The 14,374-nt window shown below is 67.8% G+C and carries 15 protein-coding genes; 9 read left to right on the top strand and 6 right to left on the bottom strand.

Going from position 1 to position 14,374, the window contains the following annotated elements; translation table 11 throughout:
• The first annotated feature begins 130 nt into the window (after positions 1-130).
• A complete protein-coding gene (locus tag EIP85_RS03590) occupies positions 131-1,516 on the top strand; it encodes a chloride channel protein (RefSeq protein WP_127900776.1) in 1,386 nt (461 codons plus the stop codon).
• A gap of 213 nt (positions 1,517-1,729) precedes the next feature.
• Here the strand turns inward: EIP85_RS03590 and EIP85_RS03585 are convergent, their stop codons facing one another.
• Positions 1,730-3,256, bottom strand: a complete 1,527-nt coding sequence (locus tag EIP85_RS03585; protein ID WP_164871634.1) for a bifunctional metallophosphatase/5'-nucleotidase — start codon at positions 3,254-3,256, stop codon at positions 1,730-1,732.
• Positions 3,257-3,659: 403 nt separating this feature from the next.
• On the opposite strand from EIP85_RS03585, the gene EIP85_RS03580 reads away from it, so the two are divergent.
• Together EIP85_RS03580 and EIP85_RS03575 are read left to right on the top strand one after the other, a co-directional pair.
• The gene (locus tag EIP85_RS03580) at positions 3,660-3,998 is read left to right on the top strand and encodes a DUF952 domain-containing protein (protein ID WP_127900774.1); all 339 of its coding nucleotides are present in this window, start codon (positions 3,660-3,662) and stop codon (positions 3,996-3,998) included.
• Positions 3,995-5,053: a quinone-dependent dihydroorotate dehydrogenase gene (locus EIP85_RS03575; RefSeq protein WP_127900773.1), complete on the top strand. Its 1,059-nt coding sequence runs from the start codon at positions 3,995-3,997 to the stop codon at positions 5,051-5,053. Before EIP85_RS03580 ends, EIP85_RS03575 begins: the two co-directional genes overlap by 4 nt.
• A 17-nt stretch (positions 5,054-5,070) precedes the next feature.
• Here the strand turns inward: EIP85_RS03575 and EIP85_RS03570 are convergent, their stop codons facing one another.
• The 4 genes from EIP85_RS03570 to EIP85_RS03555 are packed head-to-tail and all read right to left on the bottom strand — an operon-like array spanning position 5,071 to position 7,604.
• On the bottom strand, positions 5,071-5,709 hold the full coding sequence (locus tag EIP85_RS03570) for a MotE family protein (protein ID WP_127900772.1): 639 nt from the start codon (positions 5,707-5,709) through the stop codon (positions 5,071-5,073).
• Positions 5,703-6,074: a flagellar motor switch protein gene (locus EIP85_RS03565; protein WP_127900771.1), complete on the bottom strand. Its 372-nt coding sequence runs from the start codon at positions 6,072-6,074 to the stop codon at positions 5,703-5,705. The genes EIP85_RS03570 and EIP85_RS03565 overlap by 7 nt, the downstream gene beginning before the upstream one ends.
• Complete coding sequence (locus tag EIP85_RS03560) at positions 6,055-6,993, bottom strand: FliM/FliN family flagellar motor switch protein (protein WP_164871633.1); 939 nt, start codon at positions 6,991-6,993, stop codon at positions 6,055-6,057. The genes EIP85_RS03565 and EIP85_RS03560 overlap by 20 nt, the downstream gene beginning before the upstream one ends.
• 29 nt (positions 6,994-7,022) lie before the next feature.
• A complete protein-coding gene (locus tag EIP85_RS03555) occupies positions 7,023-7,604 on the bottom strand; it encodes a flagellar basal body-associated FliL family protein (RefSeq protein ID WP_127900769.1) in 582 nt (193 codons plus the stop codon).
• A 145-nt stretch (positions 7,605-7,749) separates the two neighbouring features.
• Between EIP85_RS03555 and fliF the strand changes: the two genes are divergently transcribed.
• The 6 genes from fliF to EIP85_RS03525 are packed head-to-tail and all read left to right on the top strand — an operon-like array spanning position 7,750 to position 13,534.
• Complete coding sequence (gene fliF / locus EIP85_RS03550; protein WP_127900768.1) at positions 7,750-9,504, top strand: flagellar basal-body MS-ring/collar protein FliF; 1,755 nt, start codon at positions 7,750-7,752, stop codon at positions 9,502-9,504.
• Positions 9,501-10,160 (top strand): FliH/SctL family protein, encoded by a 660-nt coding sequence (locus EIP85_RS03545; protein ID WP_127900767.1) that lies wholly within the window; start codon positions 9,501-9,503, stop codon positions 10,158-10,160. Before fliF ends, EIP85_RS03545 begins: the two co-directional genes overlap by 4 nt.
• Positions 10,160-10,585, top strand: coding sequence for a flagellar motor switch protein FliN (gene fliN, locus EIP85_RS03540; protein WP_127900766.1), 426 nt, complete (start codon positions 10,160-10,162; stop codon positions 10,583-10,585). Before EIP85_RS03545 ends, fliN begins: the two co-directional genes overlap by 1 nt.
• A 6-nt stretch (positions 10,586-10,591) precedes the next feature.
• Complete coding sequence (fliP, locus tag EIP85_RS03535; protein ID WP_127900765.1) at positions 10,592-11,449, top strand: flagellar type III secretion system pore protein FliP; 858 nt, start codon at positions 10,592-10,594, stop codon at positions 11,447-11,449.
• Between the two features lie 46 nt (positions 11,450-11,495).
• The gene (locus EIP85_RS03530) at positions 11,496-12,512 is read left to right on the top strand and encodes a flagellar motor switch protein FliG (protein ID WP_241559877.1); all 1,017 of its coding nucleotides are present in this window, start codon (positions 11,496-11,498) and stop codon (positions 12,510-12,512) included.
• On the top strand, positions 12,509-13,534 hold the full coding sequence (locus EIP85_RS03525; protein WP_127900763.1) for a hypothetical protein: 1,026 nt from the start codon (positions 12,509-12,511) through the stop codon (positions 13,532-13,534). Before EIP85_RS03530 ends, EIP85_RS03525 begins: the two co-directional genes overlap by 4 nt.
• Here EIP85_RS03525 and EIP85_RS03520 read toward each other — a convergent pair.
• On the bottom strand, positions 13,525-14,367 hold the full coding sequence (locus EIP85_RS03520) for a DUF1217 domain-containing protein (RefSeq protein ID WP_127900762.1): 843 nt from the start codon (positions 14,365-14,367) through the stop codon (positions 13,525-13,527). The genes EIP85_RS03525 and EIP85_RS03520 overlap by 10 nt on opposite strands.
• Positions 14,368-14,374 lie beyond the last annotated feature (7 nt).

The following is a 14,374-nucleotide window of genomic DNA, read 5'->3' as shown; positions in this document are numbered from 1 at the left end:
GGCCCCTGGGGTCGGTTTACCCCCTCATACCCCCGGTTTTCGCACCCATTCCCGGCACGCCCCGGCAAAGGGGGTTGCAGCCAAGCGGCCAAAGGTGCATCGGCTTCGCAGGCAATGACGGAGGGTCGCAATGGCCGGGCAGCGGTACGGGCGTTTGAGGGTTTTGCGGCGGTCGCGGGCCCTTGTGGGCTCGTCGCGACACTGGCGCGCGCGGCTGGTGTTCTGGGTCGGCGCACTTGCCATCGGCGTGATCTCCTCGATCTTCGCCAGCGTCGCCGACATGGCCCAGAAGGTTTTCGAGGGCATCACCGGCGGTGGTGGCTGGCATTCCTACATCCCGATCGTGCTGACCCCCGTGGTCTTCCTGGCCTGCGCCATTGCCACCAAGCTGCAGTTCGAGGGCGCCCAGGGGTCCGGCATCCCGCAGGTGATCGCGGCCCGGCACCTGCATGAGGACGAGGAGCGCGGCGGCTACCTGACGATGAAGGTGGTGATCGGCAAGGTCGTGATGACCATCCTCGCACTCTGCGCCGGCGCCTCGATCGGCCGCGAAGGCCCGACCGTTCAGATCGGCGCGGCGATGATGCTGAAGGTCGCCAAGATCGGCCGGCTGGTTCATGCCCGCGGGCTGATCCTCGCTGGCTCCGCCGCCGGGATCGCCGCTGCGTTCAACACGCCGCTCGCCGGGGTCGTCTTCGCGATCGAGGAGATGAGCCGCTCCTACCAGGCCCGCACCAACGGCATCGTCCTTTATACCGTGATCATCTCCGGTATCTCGGCGCTCGCTCTGGTCGGCAACTACACCTATTTCGGCACCTATCACGGGATCGCCGCGCAGTTCACCACCTTCCCGGGCGACTGGCCGCTGATCGTCACCTGTGGCGTGGTCGGCGGCGCGCTCGGCGCTCTGTTCTCCGGCGGGGTGCTGTTCATCACCAAGTCGCTGCGGCGCTGGCGCAGCGTCGCGCCGCTCTGGAAGGTCGCCGCCGTGGCGCTGACCGCCGGCCTCCTCGTCGCCGGGATCGGCGTCGCCACCGGGGGCGCGACCTTCGGCACCGGCTATTCCCAGGCCCGCGGCGCGATCGAGGGCACGGCGCTGCCGTCGACCTTCTTCATCACCAAGTTCATCGCCACCATCGCCTCCACCCTCTCCGGCATCCCGGGCGGCCTCTTTGCCCCGTCGCTTGCCGTAGGCGCGGGGCTCGGCTCCACCATCGGCACGATCCTCGGCTCCAGCGTCGGGCTGGCGGCGGTGCTTGGCATGGCGGGCTATTTCGCGGGCGTCGTGCAGGCGCCGATGACCGCCTTCGTGATCATCGTCGAGATGACCGACAACAACGCCAACCTGGTGCCCATCATGGCCTCCGCGATGATCGGTTTCGGGGTCTCCCGGATGATCTCGCCGGCGCCGCTCTATCACGGCCTGTCGCGCGACTTCACCGCCGACGCGATCCGCCGCCGCCGCGCGGAGAGCACGGCCCCCGCGCCGGAGACAGCGACCCCGGCCGTCTCCTGACGCGGGATGGACGGAGCCGCGACCAGGCATCCACGATCACGAGCCATGCCGGGCAACCGACATGGCTCTTTTCATGAGCCCCCCGCCCAATGCGTGGTGCGCAGCACCACCGGGCAGCGCCCGACCGCCCGGAGGGGCGGGCACTGCCCTCCTTCGCGGCCAGAGGATCGGGCGGGCAGCACAGCCCCGCCCTGTCGCACCTGAGCGACGTCCTCAGCCACCGACCTTCTTGATCCGCCCGTCGACCTGCTCGGTGACATGGCCGACCTTCTCGATGAAGGTCATCACGTCATTGGCCATCAGCCCGCCGGCGGTCGCGTTCACCACCACCTTGCCGCCGCCCAGCGCGGTATAGCCGTCCCCGCCGTCCAGCATGTAATCGTTGGTCGCGACCTTGTAGAGCTTGGCCTTGTCGAGGGGCTGCCCGCCCACCTTGACCGAGGCCACGCGCGAGCCCGGCGGCGCGCTCGGGTCCCAGACCACGTTCATGCCGGAGATCTGCGGGAACCGCCCCGCACCGTTCTCGACCTGGCTGAAGCCGTTCTCCAGCGCGGCGAGCACCTGGCTGCCCGGGATCTCGGTCACCACCGTCTTGTTGCCGAAGGGCAGCTCGGTCAGCACATCCTTGCGGGTAAGCTTCGTGCCCGGCTCGTAGACCTTGTCGCCCCGGATCCCGCCGCCGTTGGTGATGGCGATGTCGGCGCCGGTGGCCACCTTCATCGAATCCGCGACCAGATCGCCCATCGAGCTCTCTTCGCTCCGCACCACGTTGCGCCGCGAGTCCAGCTTCACATCCGTCACCCCGATCACCACGCCGAGGTTCTTGTCGAGCTTCTTCTTCAGCCCGTCGATCACCTTCTGCGTCTCGGGATCGGGCTTCACCGTGGCGGTATCGACGAAGCGGAAGTCCGGCGTCCACTTCACCACCTTCTTGCCGTTCTTCTCGCTCACCGTGATGTTGAGGTCGAGCGGATCCATGTATTGCGCGTCGATCGAGGTCTCGACATAGGCGGTGATGCCGTCATAGGCGGTCATGTAATCATGGTCATCGCCCGACATGATCACGTCGAAGGCGTGCGAGGCCATCAGCTCGAAATCCTGGGTGTGCGGCGTCTGCGCCACCGCGATCACCAGGTCCGCCCCCTCCTTGCGCGCCGCCTTCGCCGCGGCGATGCCGGTGGGGACCGAGGGCAGGAACTTCAGGTCGCCCGGGCTCGACACGGTAGGCGTGTCATCCTCCGAGATCGGAATCAGCGCGATCTTCAGCCCGGCGATCGTCTTCCACATCACCCGGGAAAGGCCGGGAGGCTGCGACCCGTCAGGTTCGGTGATCGTGACCGTGGCCCAGGGGTATTTCGAGTCCTTCACCTTGGCGAAGAAATTGGCCGGACCGAAGTCGAACTCGTGGTTGCCGGGCACGGCGATGTCGAAGGGCACGATATTGGTCAGCGTGATCGTATTCTCGCCCTTGTCGAGGCCCGAAAGCAGCGAGGGCGACAGCATGTCCCCGTCAAAAACATAAAGGAAATTCGGGTTCTTCGCTTTCTCCGCCTTGGCCAGCGCATTCAGCCGGGCAAAACCGCCCCGCACCTTGCCGGCATCAAAATTGTAGAGGTCGCCGACGCCGAGAATGGTCAGCTTCACATGGCTGTCTGCGGCAAGCACGGGCGGTGCTGCGAGGCCGGAAAGCGCCGTGGCCGCGACCAGCGCCACGGCGATTCTGCTTCTACTGCGTTGCATTCCGAGTCTCCCCTCGTTGAACATCCGGTGAGCTTGCCGAGAGCGGCACCCCAAGTCAAAGCCGATCCGGGCACCGGCCCCACCCCCTCCTGACAGCGCAGGGTGACAGGGCGATGACGGCGGCACCAGGGGGCGCCGCACGCGGCGGCCGCCCATTCTTTCAGCACCTTCCGCCTGGGCGCGGCCGCTCCGCCCGGCGGGCCAATATTGACCCGGCCCCCCGGATCGGGCATCCAAACCGGGCACATTCGGCCGGCCGGGCCGCGAAGAGAAGGGCCGCCATGATCGTGAGCATCAGAAAAGAGCTGCCGGGCCGTCGGGTCGCGGGCATCCCCGGCCTGTGGCGCCGCGCAGCGCCGCCGTCGCACAGCGGGGTGAAGTGGCAGCCAGCGGAGGGGCCGGCATGCTGATCTACAAGATCTTTCGCCGCCCGGAATGGGACGATTTCCGCGACGCGGGCGAGACTGCGGGCGCCCCGATCGACCTGGCCGACGGCTTCATCCACTTCTCCACCCTTGGCCAGGTGGCCGAGACGGCGGCGAAGCATTTCGCCACCGAAAGCGACCTCGTCCTCGTCGCGGTGGAGGCCGACGGCCTTGGCCCGATGCTGAAATGGGAACCCTCGCGCGGCGGCGCGCTCTTCCCCCATCTCTACCGGACGCTGCGGATCACCGAGGTGGTCTGGGACAAATCGCTGCCGCTGGGCGCGACCGGCCATATCTTCCCGGCGGGCATGCCGTGAGCCTGATCGAATGCGCGGGCCTCGCGCTTCTGCACCGGGTCGACCCGGAGCGGGCCCATACGCTTTCGCTTATGGCCCTGCGCTCGGGCCTCGCCCCGCTGCCGAAGCCCTACGTCTCGCCCCGGCTGGCGACGACGGTCGCGGGGCTGCACCTGGCCAACCCGATCGGCCTCGCCGCGGGCTATGACAAGAACGCCGTCGCCCTCGCCCCCCTCGCCCGGGCGGGCTTCGGCTTTCTGGAGGTCGGCGCCGCCACGCCCCGGCCGCAGCCCGGCAATCCGCGCCCCCGGCTCTTCCGGCTGACCGAGGACCGTGCCGCCATCAACCGCTTCGGCTTCAACAACGACGGCGCCGCCGTCATCGCCTCCCGGCTTGCCCGGAAACCCGCGGGACTTCCGATCGGTCTCAACCTCGGCGCCAACAAGGACAGTGAGAACCGCGCCCGCGACTTCGCCGAGGTGCTGGCGACCTGCGGCCCTCATATCGATTTCGCCACCGTCAATGTCTCCTCGCCCAACACCGAGCGGCTGCGCGACCTGCAGGGCAAGGCAGCGCTCGCCGCACTCCTCGCCGGCGTGGTCGAGGCCCGCGCCGCCCTGCCCCGCGCCATCCCGATCTTCCTGAAGATCGCCCCCGACCTGGACCCGCAGGGGCTGGAGGACGTGGCCGAGGTCGCGCTGGCCTCGGGCATCGACGCGATCATCGCGACAAACACCACCTTGGCGCGTGAAGGTTTGAAAAGTGCAAATTTTGGTGAGAAGGGTGGGTTATCCGGGGCGCCATTGTTCGAAAAGTCCACGCGGATTCTCGCCCGGCTTTCCCAGCTGACGGCAGGCAAGCTGCCGCTGATCGGGGTCGGCGGCATCGCCTCCGCCGATCAGGCCTATGCCAAGATCCGTGCCGGGGCCTCTGCCGTACAGCTCTACACCGCGATGGCCTATGAGGGGCTCGGCCTCGTCCCGCGCATCGCCCGCGACCTCGACGCGCTCCTCGCCCTGGAAGGGTTCGACACCGTGGAGGAGGCTGTCGGCACCGGCCGGAGCGACTGGCTCTAGCGCCGCCTCGCCCCGCTTCAGTTTACCTGCACCACCACCTGGTTCTGGTCGCCCGGCAGCTTGTTGCGGTCGAGGATGATCTTGGAGATCGCCTGCACCCGGTCCGGCGCCATCTGCGCCATGATCTGCGCCGCATTGCGGGCCTTCATCGTTGCCAGCACCATCACCGCCACCTGCAGATCGACCGAATCCAGCATCCCCGCCGCAGCGGCGGGTTTCATCGCCTGATAGAGCTTCACCAGCCGGTCGACATCGGCGCTATGCGCCTGCTTGGCTTTGTCGAGCAGCCCCTGCACCGTCGTCTTCAGCTCGCCCAGTCGCTGTGTCTCGGCGTCGATGCCCTGCTTGGCGAGGTCCAGCTTGGCCGAGCGGGCGTCGAGAGCGGACTTCTCCTTGGCCAGAAGCGCCCGTTCCTGCCGCACCGATTGCAGCAGGCTTTCAGGGGTGTCGCAGCCGCCGGGCGCGGCCGCCGCCGGGCTGGCCGCGGGCTTGGCCGCGCCCCCCGCCGCCCCGCCCGCCGGGACGGTCGCCGAGGCCAGGATCAGCCGCGCGCGGGGCGCCGCCGCATCGGGCGCGGCGAACCCGGTCGCCGCCTTGGCCGCACCGGCCAGCGCCAGAAGCCAGAACAGCGTCCGGACTGTCGGCAGCCTCACCATTGCCGCGCGGTCTCCACCGCCCGGCCGCGCTCGAAGAAGCTCTTCACCAGCTCCGACTTGCCGGTCAGCCGCGTCATACCGGCAATCGGCTGCCGGCGGATCGAGGTGAAGGCCGCCGCCGCCGCGCTCTCGCGCAGCGCCTCGGCCTCGCGGGCCACGCCCTGCCCGGCTTCCACCGCCGCCGCCTTCATCGCGGTCACCGACTGCTCGGATTTCTCCACCGCGTCAGAGAAGGCCTTCACCGCCGGCCCCAGTTCGGCCAGCGCCGCCATCAGCCGGTTCACCCGTCGGCTGAGCAGGACGCCATAGCCCATCACGACCGCCAGAAGCACGAGGAACAGGAGGTTAATCAGGGTCGACAACATGGCTCAGTTCATCCCTTCCGTTGAGATCTTCGGTCACCCGCAGTGCGGACGACCCGTTCTGTTTCTTGCCCAGGACACCCTTGAACATCGGCACCCCGGAACAGAGCACCGTGGCCGGATGGTCTTCCTCCAGGCGCAGGTCGATCGTGTCACCCACCGCCCAGCAGAGCACCTCTGCCATCGGGTAACTGCGCTCGTGCAGCAGCGCCGTCAGCGTGACGGTGGAGGTCTCGATCCGCTCCGATAGATGCTTGCGCCAGGCGTCGTCGCCGTACCGTTCGCCGTAGAACACCTTGGTCAGCAGCGGCCGGATCGGGTCCAGAGTGCCATAGGGAATGATGATCGCCACGCTGCCCTTGGTGCCTTCGAAATCGACATCCAGCGACATCAGGACGGCGGCGCTGTTCGGCTGGGCGATGGTCGCGAAATGTGGATTGCTTTCCATGCGTTCCACGACGAAGTTCACGTCCGAGACCTGCTGCATCCCCTCGCGCAGCTCGGCCAGCGTCAGCTCCGCAAGCTTCTGGCCCATCCGCCGCTCGATCGTGGTGAAGGTATGCCCGCCGGGCTTGGTCGCGGCCTTGCCGGTGGATTTGTTCAGCTGCCCGCCCAGCATCAGCTCCAGCGCGGCGAAGAGGAACCGCGAATCCATCGCCATCAGCAGCGAATTGTCCCACGGTTCGGCATTGCAGACCGCGATCAGCCCCTGCCCGGGCAGCTCCGCCATCGCCGCGGCATAGGACATGTAATCGAAGCGGGAGAGCTTCACGTCGACGACCGAGGCCGTCTGCGTCTTCAGTGAGCTGGTGAGCGACAGCACGAAGCGCTCCGCGATCACCTCCAGCATCGGCAGCGGCTCGTAATTGAGCATCGACATCTGGATGATCTGTTCCTCGACGGGAACCACCCGATCCGTCACTGCCGCCTCTCCTTCAGATCCTGCCTTTGTCATTGCATCACCAGATCGCCGACGAGGAATTCCTGCGGCGCGTCGCTGCCGACCACCGCGCGCGCCCGCTTCAACAGCTCCGCCTTCAGCAGCAGCAGCCCGTCCGTCCCGCGCAGGTCATCCTCGGAAAGCTGCCGCAGGTAGCCCACGATCGCGTCGCGCAGATAGGGCTGCTTCTTCTCCATCAGCGCCTTGTTGGCCGCCGAGGCGGCATAGACCATGTCGAGGTCGATCTTCAGGAAGCGGGTCGTCGTCGCCCCCGTCGCCGTGCTGCCGGAGATGTTCACCACGATATCCTTGAAGGGCAGGATCTCCGTCTCCGTCGGCTGGGCCGCACCCTGCGCATCGCCACCGGCGACGCCGGCCGGGGCGTGGGCCTGGGCCTTCGCGGCGGGCTTGACGCCCACCAGCGCGGTGACCCCACGCGTGCCCATCGCCATCCAGAGGCCGCCGCCCGCCGCAAGCAGAAACAGCAGCACCGCGATGATGATGACCAGCTTCTTGCGCGCCAGAAGACGGCCCAGAAAGCCCTTGGGGGCCTCGGCTTCTGCTGTGGCGACATCACTGGTTGCGTCCGTCATGGCGCGAAACCCTGTTCTTCCATCCACGCCACCTCGGGGCGGCGTTCATCCTTCGTGAGACAAGTATATCGATACGTCCTTTACTTGCAACACAAGAATAGACTAGAGTGATCTGCAACTAATACATGAATTGGGCGCAGCAGTCGTGAAACAGATCCTGGACAATCTCCTGGCTCTCGGCCGGACGAGGCTGATAATTCTTGGTGCCGTCGGGCTCGCAGGGGTCGCGGCCCTGCTCTTCGGCCTCTCGGTGGTGACCACGCCGAACTACGCCATGCTCTACAGCCAGCTTTCGCCCGGCAGCGCCGCCAGCATGGTCGACGCGCTGCAGAAGGCCGGCATCTCCACCAAGGTCAGCCCCGACGGCAGCTCCGTCAGCGTGCCCATGCCTGACATGGCCCGCGCCCGCATGGCGCTGGCGCAGAAGGGGCTGCCGCAGGACGGCTCTCCGGGCTGGGAGCTGTTCGACAAGACCTCCGGCTTCGGCATGGATACCTTCATGCAGAAGATCAATCGCCTGCGCGCGATGGAGGGGGAACTCGCCCGCTCGATCGAGACGCTCGACGGGGTGCAGACCGCCCGCGTCCACCTCGTGCTGCCGGACCGGCAGGCGTTTTCCACCCAGGTGCCGGACCCGAGCGCCTCGGTCATCGTCCGCGCTACGCCGAATCATCAGATCTCGCGGGTCCAGGCGGTGGCGATCCGAAACCTGATCGCGGCGGCCGTCGCCAACATGTCGCCCACCCGCGTCGCCGTCCTTTCGGCCCGGGGCGACACGATCCTTGCCGAGAACTCCGGCAACGGCGGCGCCGATTCCGGCTCGCTCGACGGCACGAGGGCGGCGCTGGAAGACCGGATGTCACAGAACCTGCAGCAGATCCTGATGGCCCGCGTTGGCGCTGGCAACGCGCGGGTGCAGGTGACGGTGCAGCTCGACCATTCCAGCCAGGTCGTGGTGCAGCAGAGCTTCAACCCCGATCAGCAGGTCGTCCGCTCGACCTCCACCCGCTCCGACAAGACCCAGAACAGCCAGGCCAACGGCCAGGTCGGCGTCACCGCGAACCTGCCGCCGGCCCTGCAATCGCCGAACTCGAACAGTCCGACCAATACGAAGTCGAGCAACAGCAACAACGAATCCACCACTTACGACATCGGCAACACCCGCAGTCAGACGACCACGCAGCCCGGTGCGATCAAGCGGCTCTCGGTCGCGGTGCTGGTCAACGGCATCTACGCGAAGGGCAAGGACGGCGCCTATCACTACGAGCCCCGCACCAAGGCGGAGCTGGACCAGCTCACCAACCTGGTGAAATCGGCGATCGGCTTCGACAAAGCCCGGGGCGACGAGGTGACTGTCGAAAGCCTGCGCTTCATGGATTACTCGATGGACCTCGGCGCGCCCTCCGGGCCAACGCTGGTGCAGCGTCTGGAAAACAACGTCATCAGCATCGTGCAATGGCTCATCGGCCTTGCCATCGTCGCCATCGCCATGATCTTCGGCGTCCGCCCGGTGCTGAACCGCGTCTTCGACGCGCCGCCCGCCCTGCCCCCGGCAGAGCCGCAGGGCACCCTCGAGGGCCCCGGTGCGCCCGGGGAGGACGGCGATGCGATCTCGGCGATCTCCGGCCCCGAACCGCGCGGCACGGTGCCAAGCGCGATGCGCACACTGCCGGCCGGCCGCATGGCCGGGGGCGGCGGCGGCTATGCCGCCGGGGGCGCGGGTGGCCAGGCACCGATGCACTTCAACCCCGGCGACGAGGGGATACTGGAGGCGATCTCGGTCCAGAGCAGCGCGCTCAAGCGCCGGGTGGAGGCGGTCCGCGGCCTCGTCGACTCCGACCCGAACGAGGCGATGAAGGTGCTGCGCGGCTGGCTCAGCCATGAGGTGGAGATGCAATGACGACGCTCTACCACCGCGACTTCGACGCCGAGATCGCAGAGGAGGCCCGCGCCGCCGCCCGCGCACGTGCCTGCAAGTTCACCCAGGAAGACGTGGACGAGGCGGTGGCCGCCGCCGAGATGCGCGGCCATGCCGCCGGCCGCGCCGCGGGCCATGCCGAGGGGCTGGCCGAGGCGCGCGGCGAGATCGGCGCGCGTCAGGCCGAGGCGCTGCAGGCCATCGCGCCGCAGCTCGACCGGATGATCGAGGACCGCCTGGCCCATCACGCCGCGCTCGAACGCCAGATGGTCGGCTTCGCGCTTACGGTGGCCGAAAAGGTCTTTCCGGAATTCGTCGCCACCCGCTCCGCCACCGCCGCGGCCGAGGAAGTCCGCCGCACGCTGGCACTGGCGCTGCACAGCCCGCGCCTGCGCGTCCAGCTGTCCGCCGCCACCCGAGACCTTATCGCGCCGGAGATCGAGGCGATGGCCCGCAACCGCCTCGACGCCGGCGCGATCGAGGTCGCCGTCGATCCCGCGCTGGCCGAGGGCGAGGCCCGGGTCATCTGGGAGGACGGCTTCATGGAATACAGTTTCGAGAAGATCTGCAACGGCATCCTCGATGCCCTGCGCGCAACGGCGGGCCGCCCGGCCGCGCCGATCAGGAAGGCGATGTGATGGCTGAGAACGATACCCCCACCCCGCAGGACACCCCGCAGGCCGCCGAGCCCGGGTCCCCGTCCGCACCCCAGTCCGCGCCCACCCCCGCGCCCAGGGCGGAGACGGTGATCGAGTCCATGGTCGGCGAACAGACCGGCGAGGATGGCGCCGAGGGCCAGGGCAGCGGCCATAACATCAACGCCATGCTGAACGTGGCGCTGAACGTGCAGATCGTGCTCGGCCAAAGCCGGATGCCGATCTCGCAGCTGCTCGGCCTCTCCCGCGGCTCGGTGATCGAGCTCGACAAGAAGATCGGCGAGCCGATCGACGTGATGATCAACGACCGCCTCGTCGCCCGCGGCGATCTCGTCAAGGTCGGCGAGAACCGCGTCGGCGTCACGCTGACCGAGATCGTCAAGGATTACGTCACAAAGCGCAGCTGACCGCAGATGAGCCTGAAATCCACCGCCCGCCTCCTGCTGATCCCGGCCCTCGCCGGGGTCGTGGTGCTGGCCGTGGCGGGCGCAGTCCAGGCGCAATCGGCGGGCGATGTTCTGGGCGGGCTGTCCCAGACCTTCGGCGGCGGCGCGCCGGGCAGCGCCGGGGGGGCCACGCTCTCGGGCCGGATCATCCAGCTCATCGCGCTGATGACGGTGCTTTCGATCGCGCCGGGGCTGCTGGTCGTCATGACCAGCTTCACCCGCTTCGTCATCGTCTTCTCCATGCTGCGCTCGGCGCTCGGCCTCAACCAGACGCCGCCGAATATGGTTCTGAACGCGATGGCGCTCTTCATGACGTTCTTCGTCATGCAGCCGGTCTTCAACGATGCCTGGACCAAGGGCCTCGACCCGCTGCTGCAGAACCAGATCACCGATCAGCAGGCGCTCACCCGGATGGGGACGCCGTTCAAGGACTTCATGTTCGTCAACACCAGGCCGATCGACGTCAGCCTGTTCCAGAACCTCACCCAGCCCAAGCCCGCCACCGCCACGACCCCGGCCCCCGCGCCAGCCACGCCCAAGACCGCCCCGAAGACGCCCGACGAGGTCAGCTGGCGCGTCCTCATCCCCGCCTTCATGATTTCCGAGCTGCGCCGCGCCTTCACCATCGGCTTCCTGATCTACCTGCCCTTCCTCGCCATCGACCTGATCGTCGCCTCGGTGATGATGAGCGCGGGCATGATGATGCTGCCACCGGTGATGATCTCGCTGCCCTGCAAGGTGATCTTCTTCGTGCTGATCGACGGCTGGTATATGCTCGCCGGCAGCCTCATGCACTCCTACCTCAGCTACACAGGCGGAGGCTGAGCCCGCCATGGCCCAACCCGGAACCAGACTTGAACGAGACCCTGCCATGAAGCCCGTCAAGGACCACCGAAAGCTGCGCGGCCCGGAGAAGGCCGCCGTCCTCTTCCTCTGCCTCGGCGAGGAACGCGGCGCCGAGCTGATGAAACGTCTCGACGAATTCGACATCCACGAGATCACCCGCGCCATCTCCGGCCTCGGCACGATCCCGCAGCCGGTGATCGAGGGCGTCATCAACGAGTTTCTCGAAACCGCCAGCCACGGCGGCAGCGTCGTGGGCTCGATGGGCATGGCCGAGGCGATGCTGATGAACTTCCTGCCCGCCAACCGGGTCTCGGAGATCATGGACGATATCCAGGGTCCCCTGATGGGCCGGAACATGTGGGAGAACTTCTCCAAGCTCGACGCCCAGGTGATCGCGAACGCGGTGAAGGACGAACACGACCAGACCATCGCCGCGATCCTGTCGAAGGTCCGCCCCGAGGTCTCCGCCAAGGTCCTGCCGCTCCTCGGCAACGAGCGGATGATGGACGTGATCGAACGGATGATCGGCATCGAATCCGTACCGCGCCAGGTCCTCCAGCAGATCGAGGAGACGCTGCAGCAGGAGTTCATGACCGCCTCCGCCCGCTCTGCCGGGCCGGACCCGACCCAGCGCATGGCCGATCTCTTCAACAAGCTCGACCGGACCCTTTTCGAGGAGGTCTCCGAAACCCTCGAGGCCCGCATCCCCGAGGCCTTCGGCGCCATCAAGCAGCGCATGTTCATCTTCGACGACCTCATCAAGCTCGACCAGCAGGGCCTCGCCCGCGTCATGCGCACCGCCGAGGGCAACACCCTGCCGCTTGCACTGCGCGGCGCCCGCAAGGAGGTGCGCGACGCCTTTCTCGGCGCGCTCCCCGCCCGGTCGCGCGAGATGCTGCTGGAGGAGATGTCCTCCATGGGCCCGGTCCGCGGCCGCGACGTGCAGGCCGCGCAATCGGCCCTGGTCGACGCTGCGCTCGACCTGGCGGCCGAGGAGGTCATCCGCCTGCCCATCGACGACGACGACGTGATCATAGAATGAACCTGGACGGCCCCTCCGGCCCCGGGACGCCGCGGGTTGCGCCGGCCGGCGGCGACGGAGCGGTTCGTCAGCTTCTGGCACAGGGCGCATTGGAGGGGCGGGTAACGGCGGATCTCGGCCCCGGCGGGCTGCGCGTTGCCACCGCCTTCGGCATCCTGACGGTGACGGAAGCCGCGCTGCCCTTCCTGCCGGGCGACCTCGTCCGCCTCCGGCTCGACGTGAAGAACGGCCGCATCAAGGCCGACCCGCCGGGCAGCGCGCCAACCGCCGCAGCCCCGGGCGCCGCGGCGGCAGAGGAGGCCCTGCCGCCCCCGGTGCTTTCCACGCCGCTCGGTCGCAACCTCGCCCTGTCGTCTGCCGTTCTCGCGGGTCTGCAGCCTCTCCTGCCCGGCGCGGGCGGGCATCCGGGCCTCGCTCCCCCGCCGGGCCTGTCGCCCGAATCCCCCGCCTTCGCCTTCCTCGCGGCCCTCTTCCCCGGCGCTCAGCCGGACCGCCGCCCCGCCCGCCCCTCGCGCGCCTTGCGCCGCCAGGCCTGGCGCGCCTATCACCCCGACGAGGAGGAGGACGAACGCCCTCCGCCCGGCGCCGAGGACGGCCCGCCACCGGCCGGGACGGACGCGGACCCCGAGACGGCAGAGCTCGACCTGACCGAGATCGTCGACCCGGCAGAGCTTCTCGCCGTAACCTGGCTCGACCCGGCGCCGGGACCCGGCCTTGACGGCGAGCCAACCGAGGACGATCCAGGCAGCCGCGCAGCGGTGGAATTCCTGCTTGCGGGCGCCGGGCGCCTGAAGATCGAGGCCCATCTCGCCCCCGACCGCATCCGGCTGAGCCTCAGCGCCGCCGCGCCGCTGCCCGCGGCACTCCTCGACCGCATCCGCGCCCGCGCCGAAACGCTGGCCCGCGACTGGGCCCGTCCGCTGGAAATCGTGCTGGAAGACGGCGCCGCCCTGCCGCTGGACCCCACTGCCCCGGTTCCGTATCCGCCCGAAGAAGACCCGCTCCGTCCGGCTCAGCCGTAAAGGTTAGAGGCCGACAGCGCCGAGAAGTTGATCGAGGTAATATCCAGCGTCGCCGGGATATATTGCCCTTTTCCGCTGCCGGCAGAGACGGCGCTGCTGATCAGGGTGAGGATGGAGCTTTGCGTGCCGCTCATCGTGCCGTTCTGCGCATCCGACAGCACCGCGAACTTCTGTACCAGTGACGAGACCACCTTCGGATCCGACAGCGTGGTGATGTCGAATTTCGAGCTCAGCTCCTTGATCTGCTGATCCAGCGGCTGCCCCGACATCGCCGAGGGCAGCCCCAGCGCGGTCTGGAAGAACTGGGTCAGATTCGCATTGTCCAGCACGTCGTACCAGCTCTTGATCGACGAGGCCTTCTGCTCGAACTCCAGCGCCGTCCCGACAGCGCTGTTCTGCGAGGATTCGTCGTTGATGAACTGCTGGCTGACGTATTTCTGGACGATCGTGTTCTGCCAGTTGGTATCGGCGAAATTGCCGCCAGTGCCGCCCACCGCGAAGCCCACCGAGTTGAAGAGCGCGGTGATATTGGGGTTGCTGGTGGCCGAGATCAGCGAGCCGGTCTTGTTCGGATCGCTTTCCAGCGTCTTCTGGATCAGCGCCTTGCCGGGCGCCTCGGCCTGCAGATTGAAGGCGTCCATGACGAAATTGTAGACGTCGTAATTGTTCACGAAGTCCTTCGCCGAGGTGATCGACGCCGCTTCCTTCTTGAAATTCGTGATCGCCCGCGCGTTGGCAGGATCGTTCTGCGTCAGTGACAGCTGCTGGCTCTTGGTGGCGTCGATCAGCTGCAGCGCCAGCGTAGTGCTCATCCCGGAGATCGAGATCGACATGCGCCCC

The organism is Solirhodobacter olei (assembly GCF_004010155.1).
GTDB lineage: Bacteria > Pseudomonadota > Alphaproteobacteria > Rhodobacterales > Rhodobacteraceae > Solirhodobacter > Solirhodobacter olei.
The sequence above is the reverse complement of the archived record's forward strand: the minus strand, read 5'-3'. Positions and strand labels throughout refer to the sequence as shown.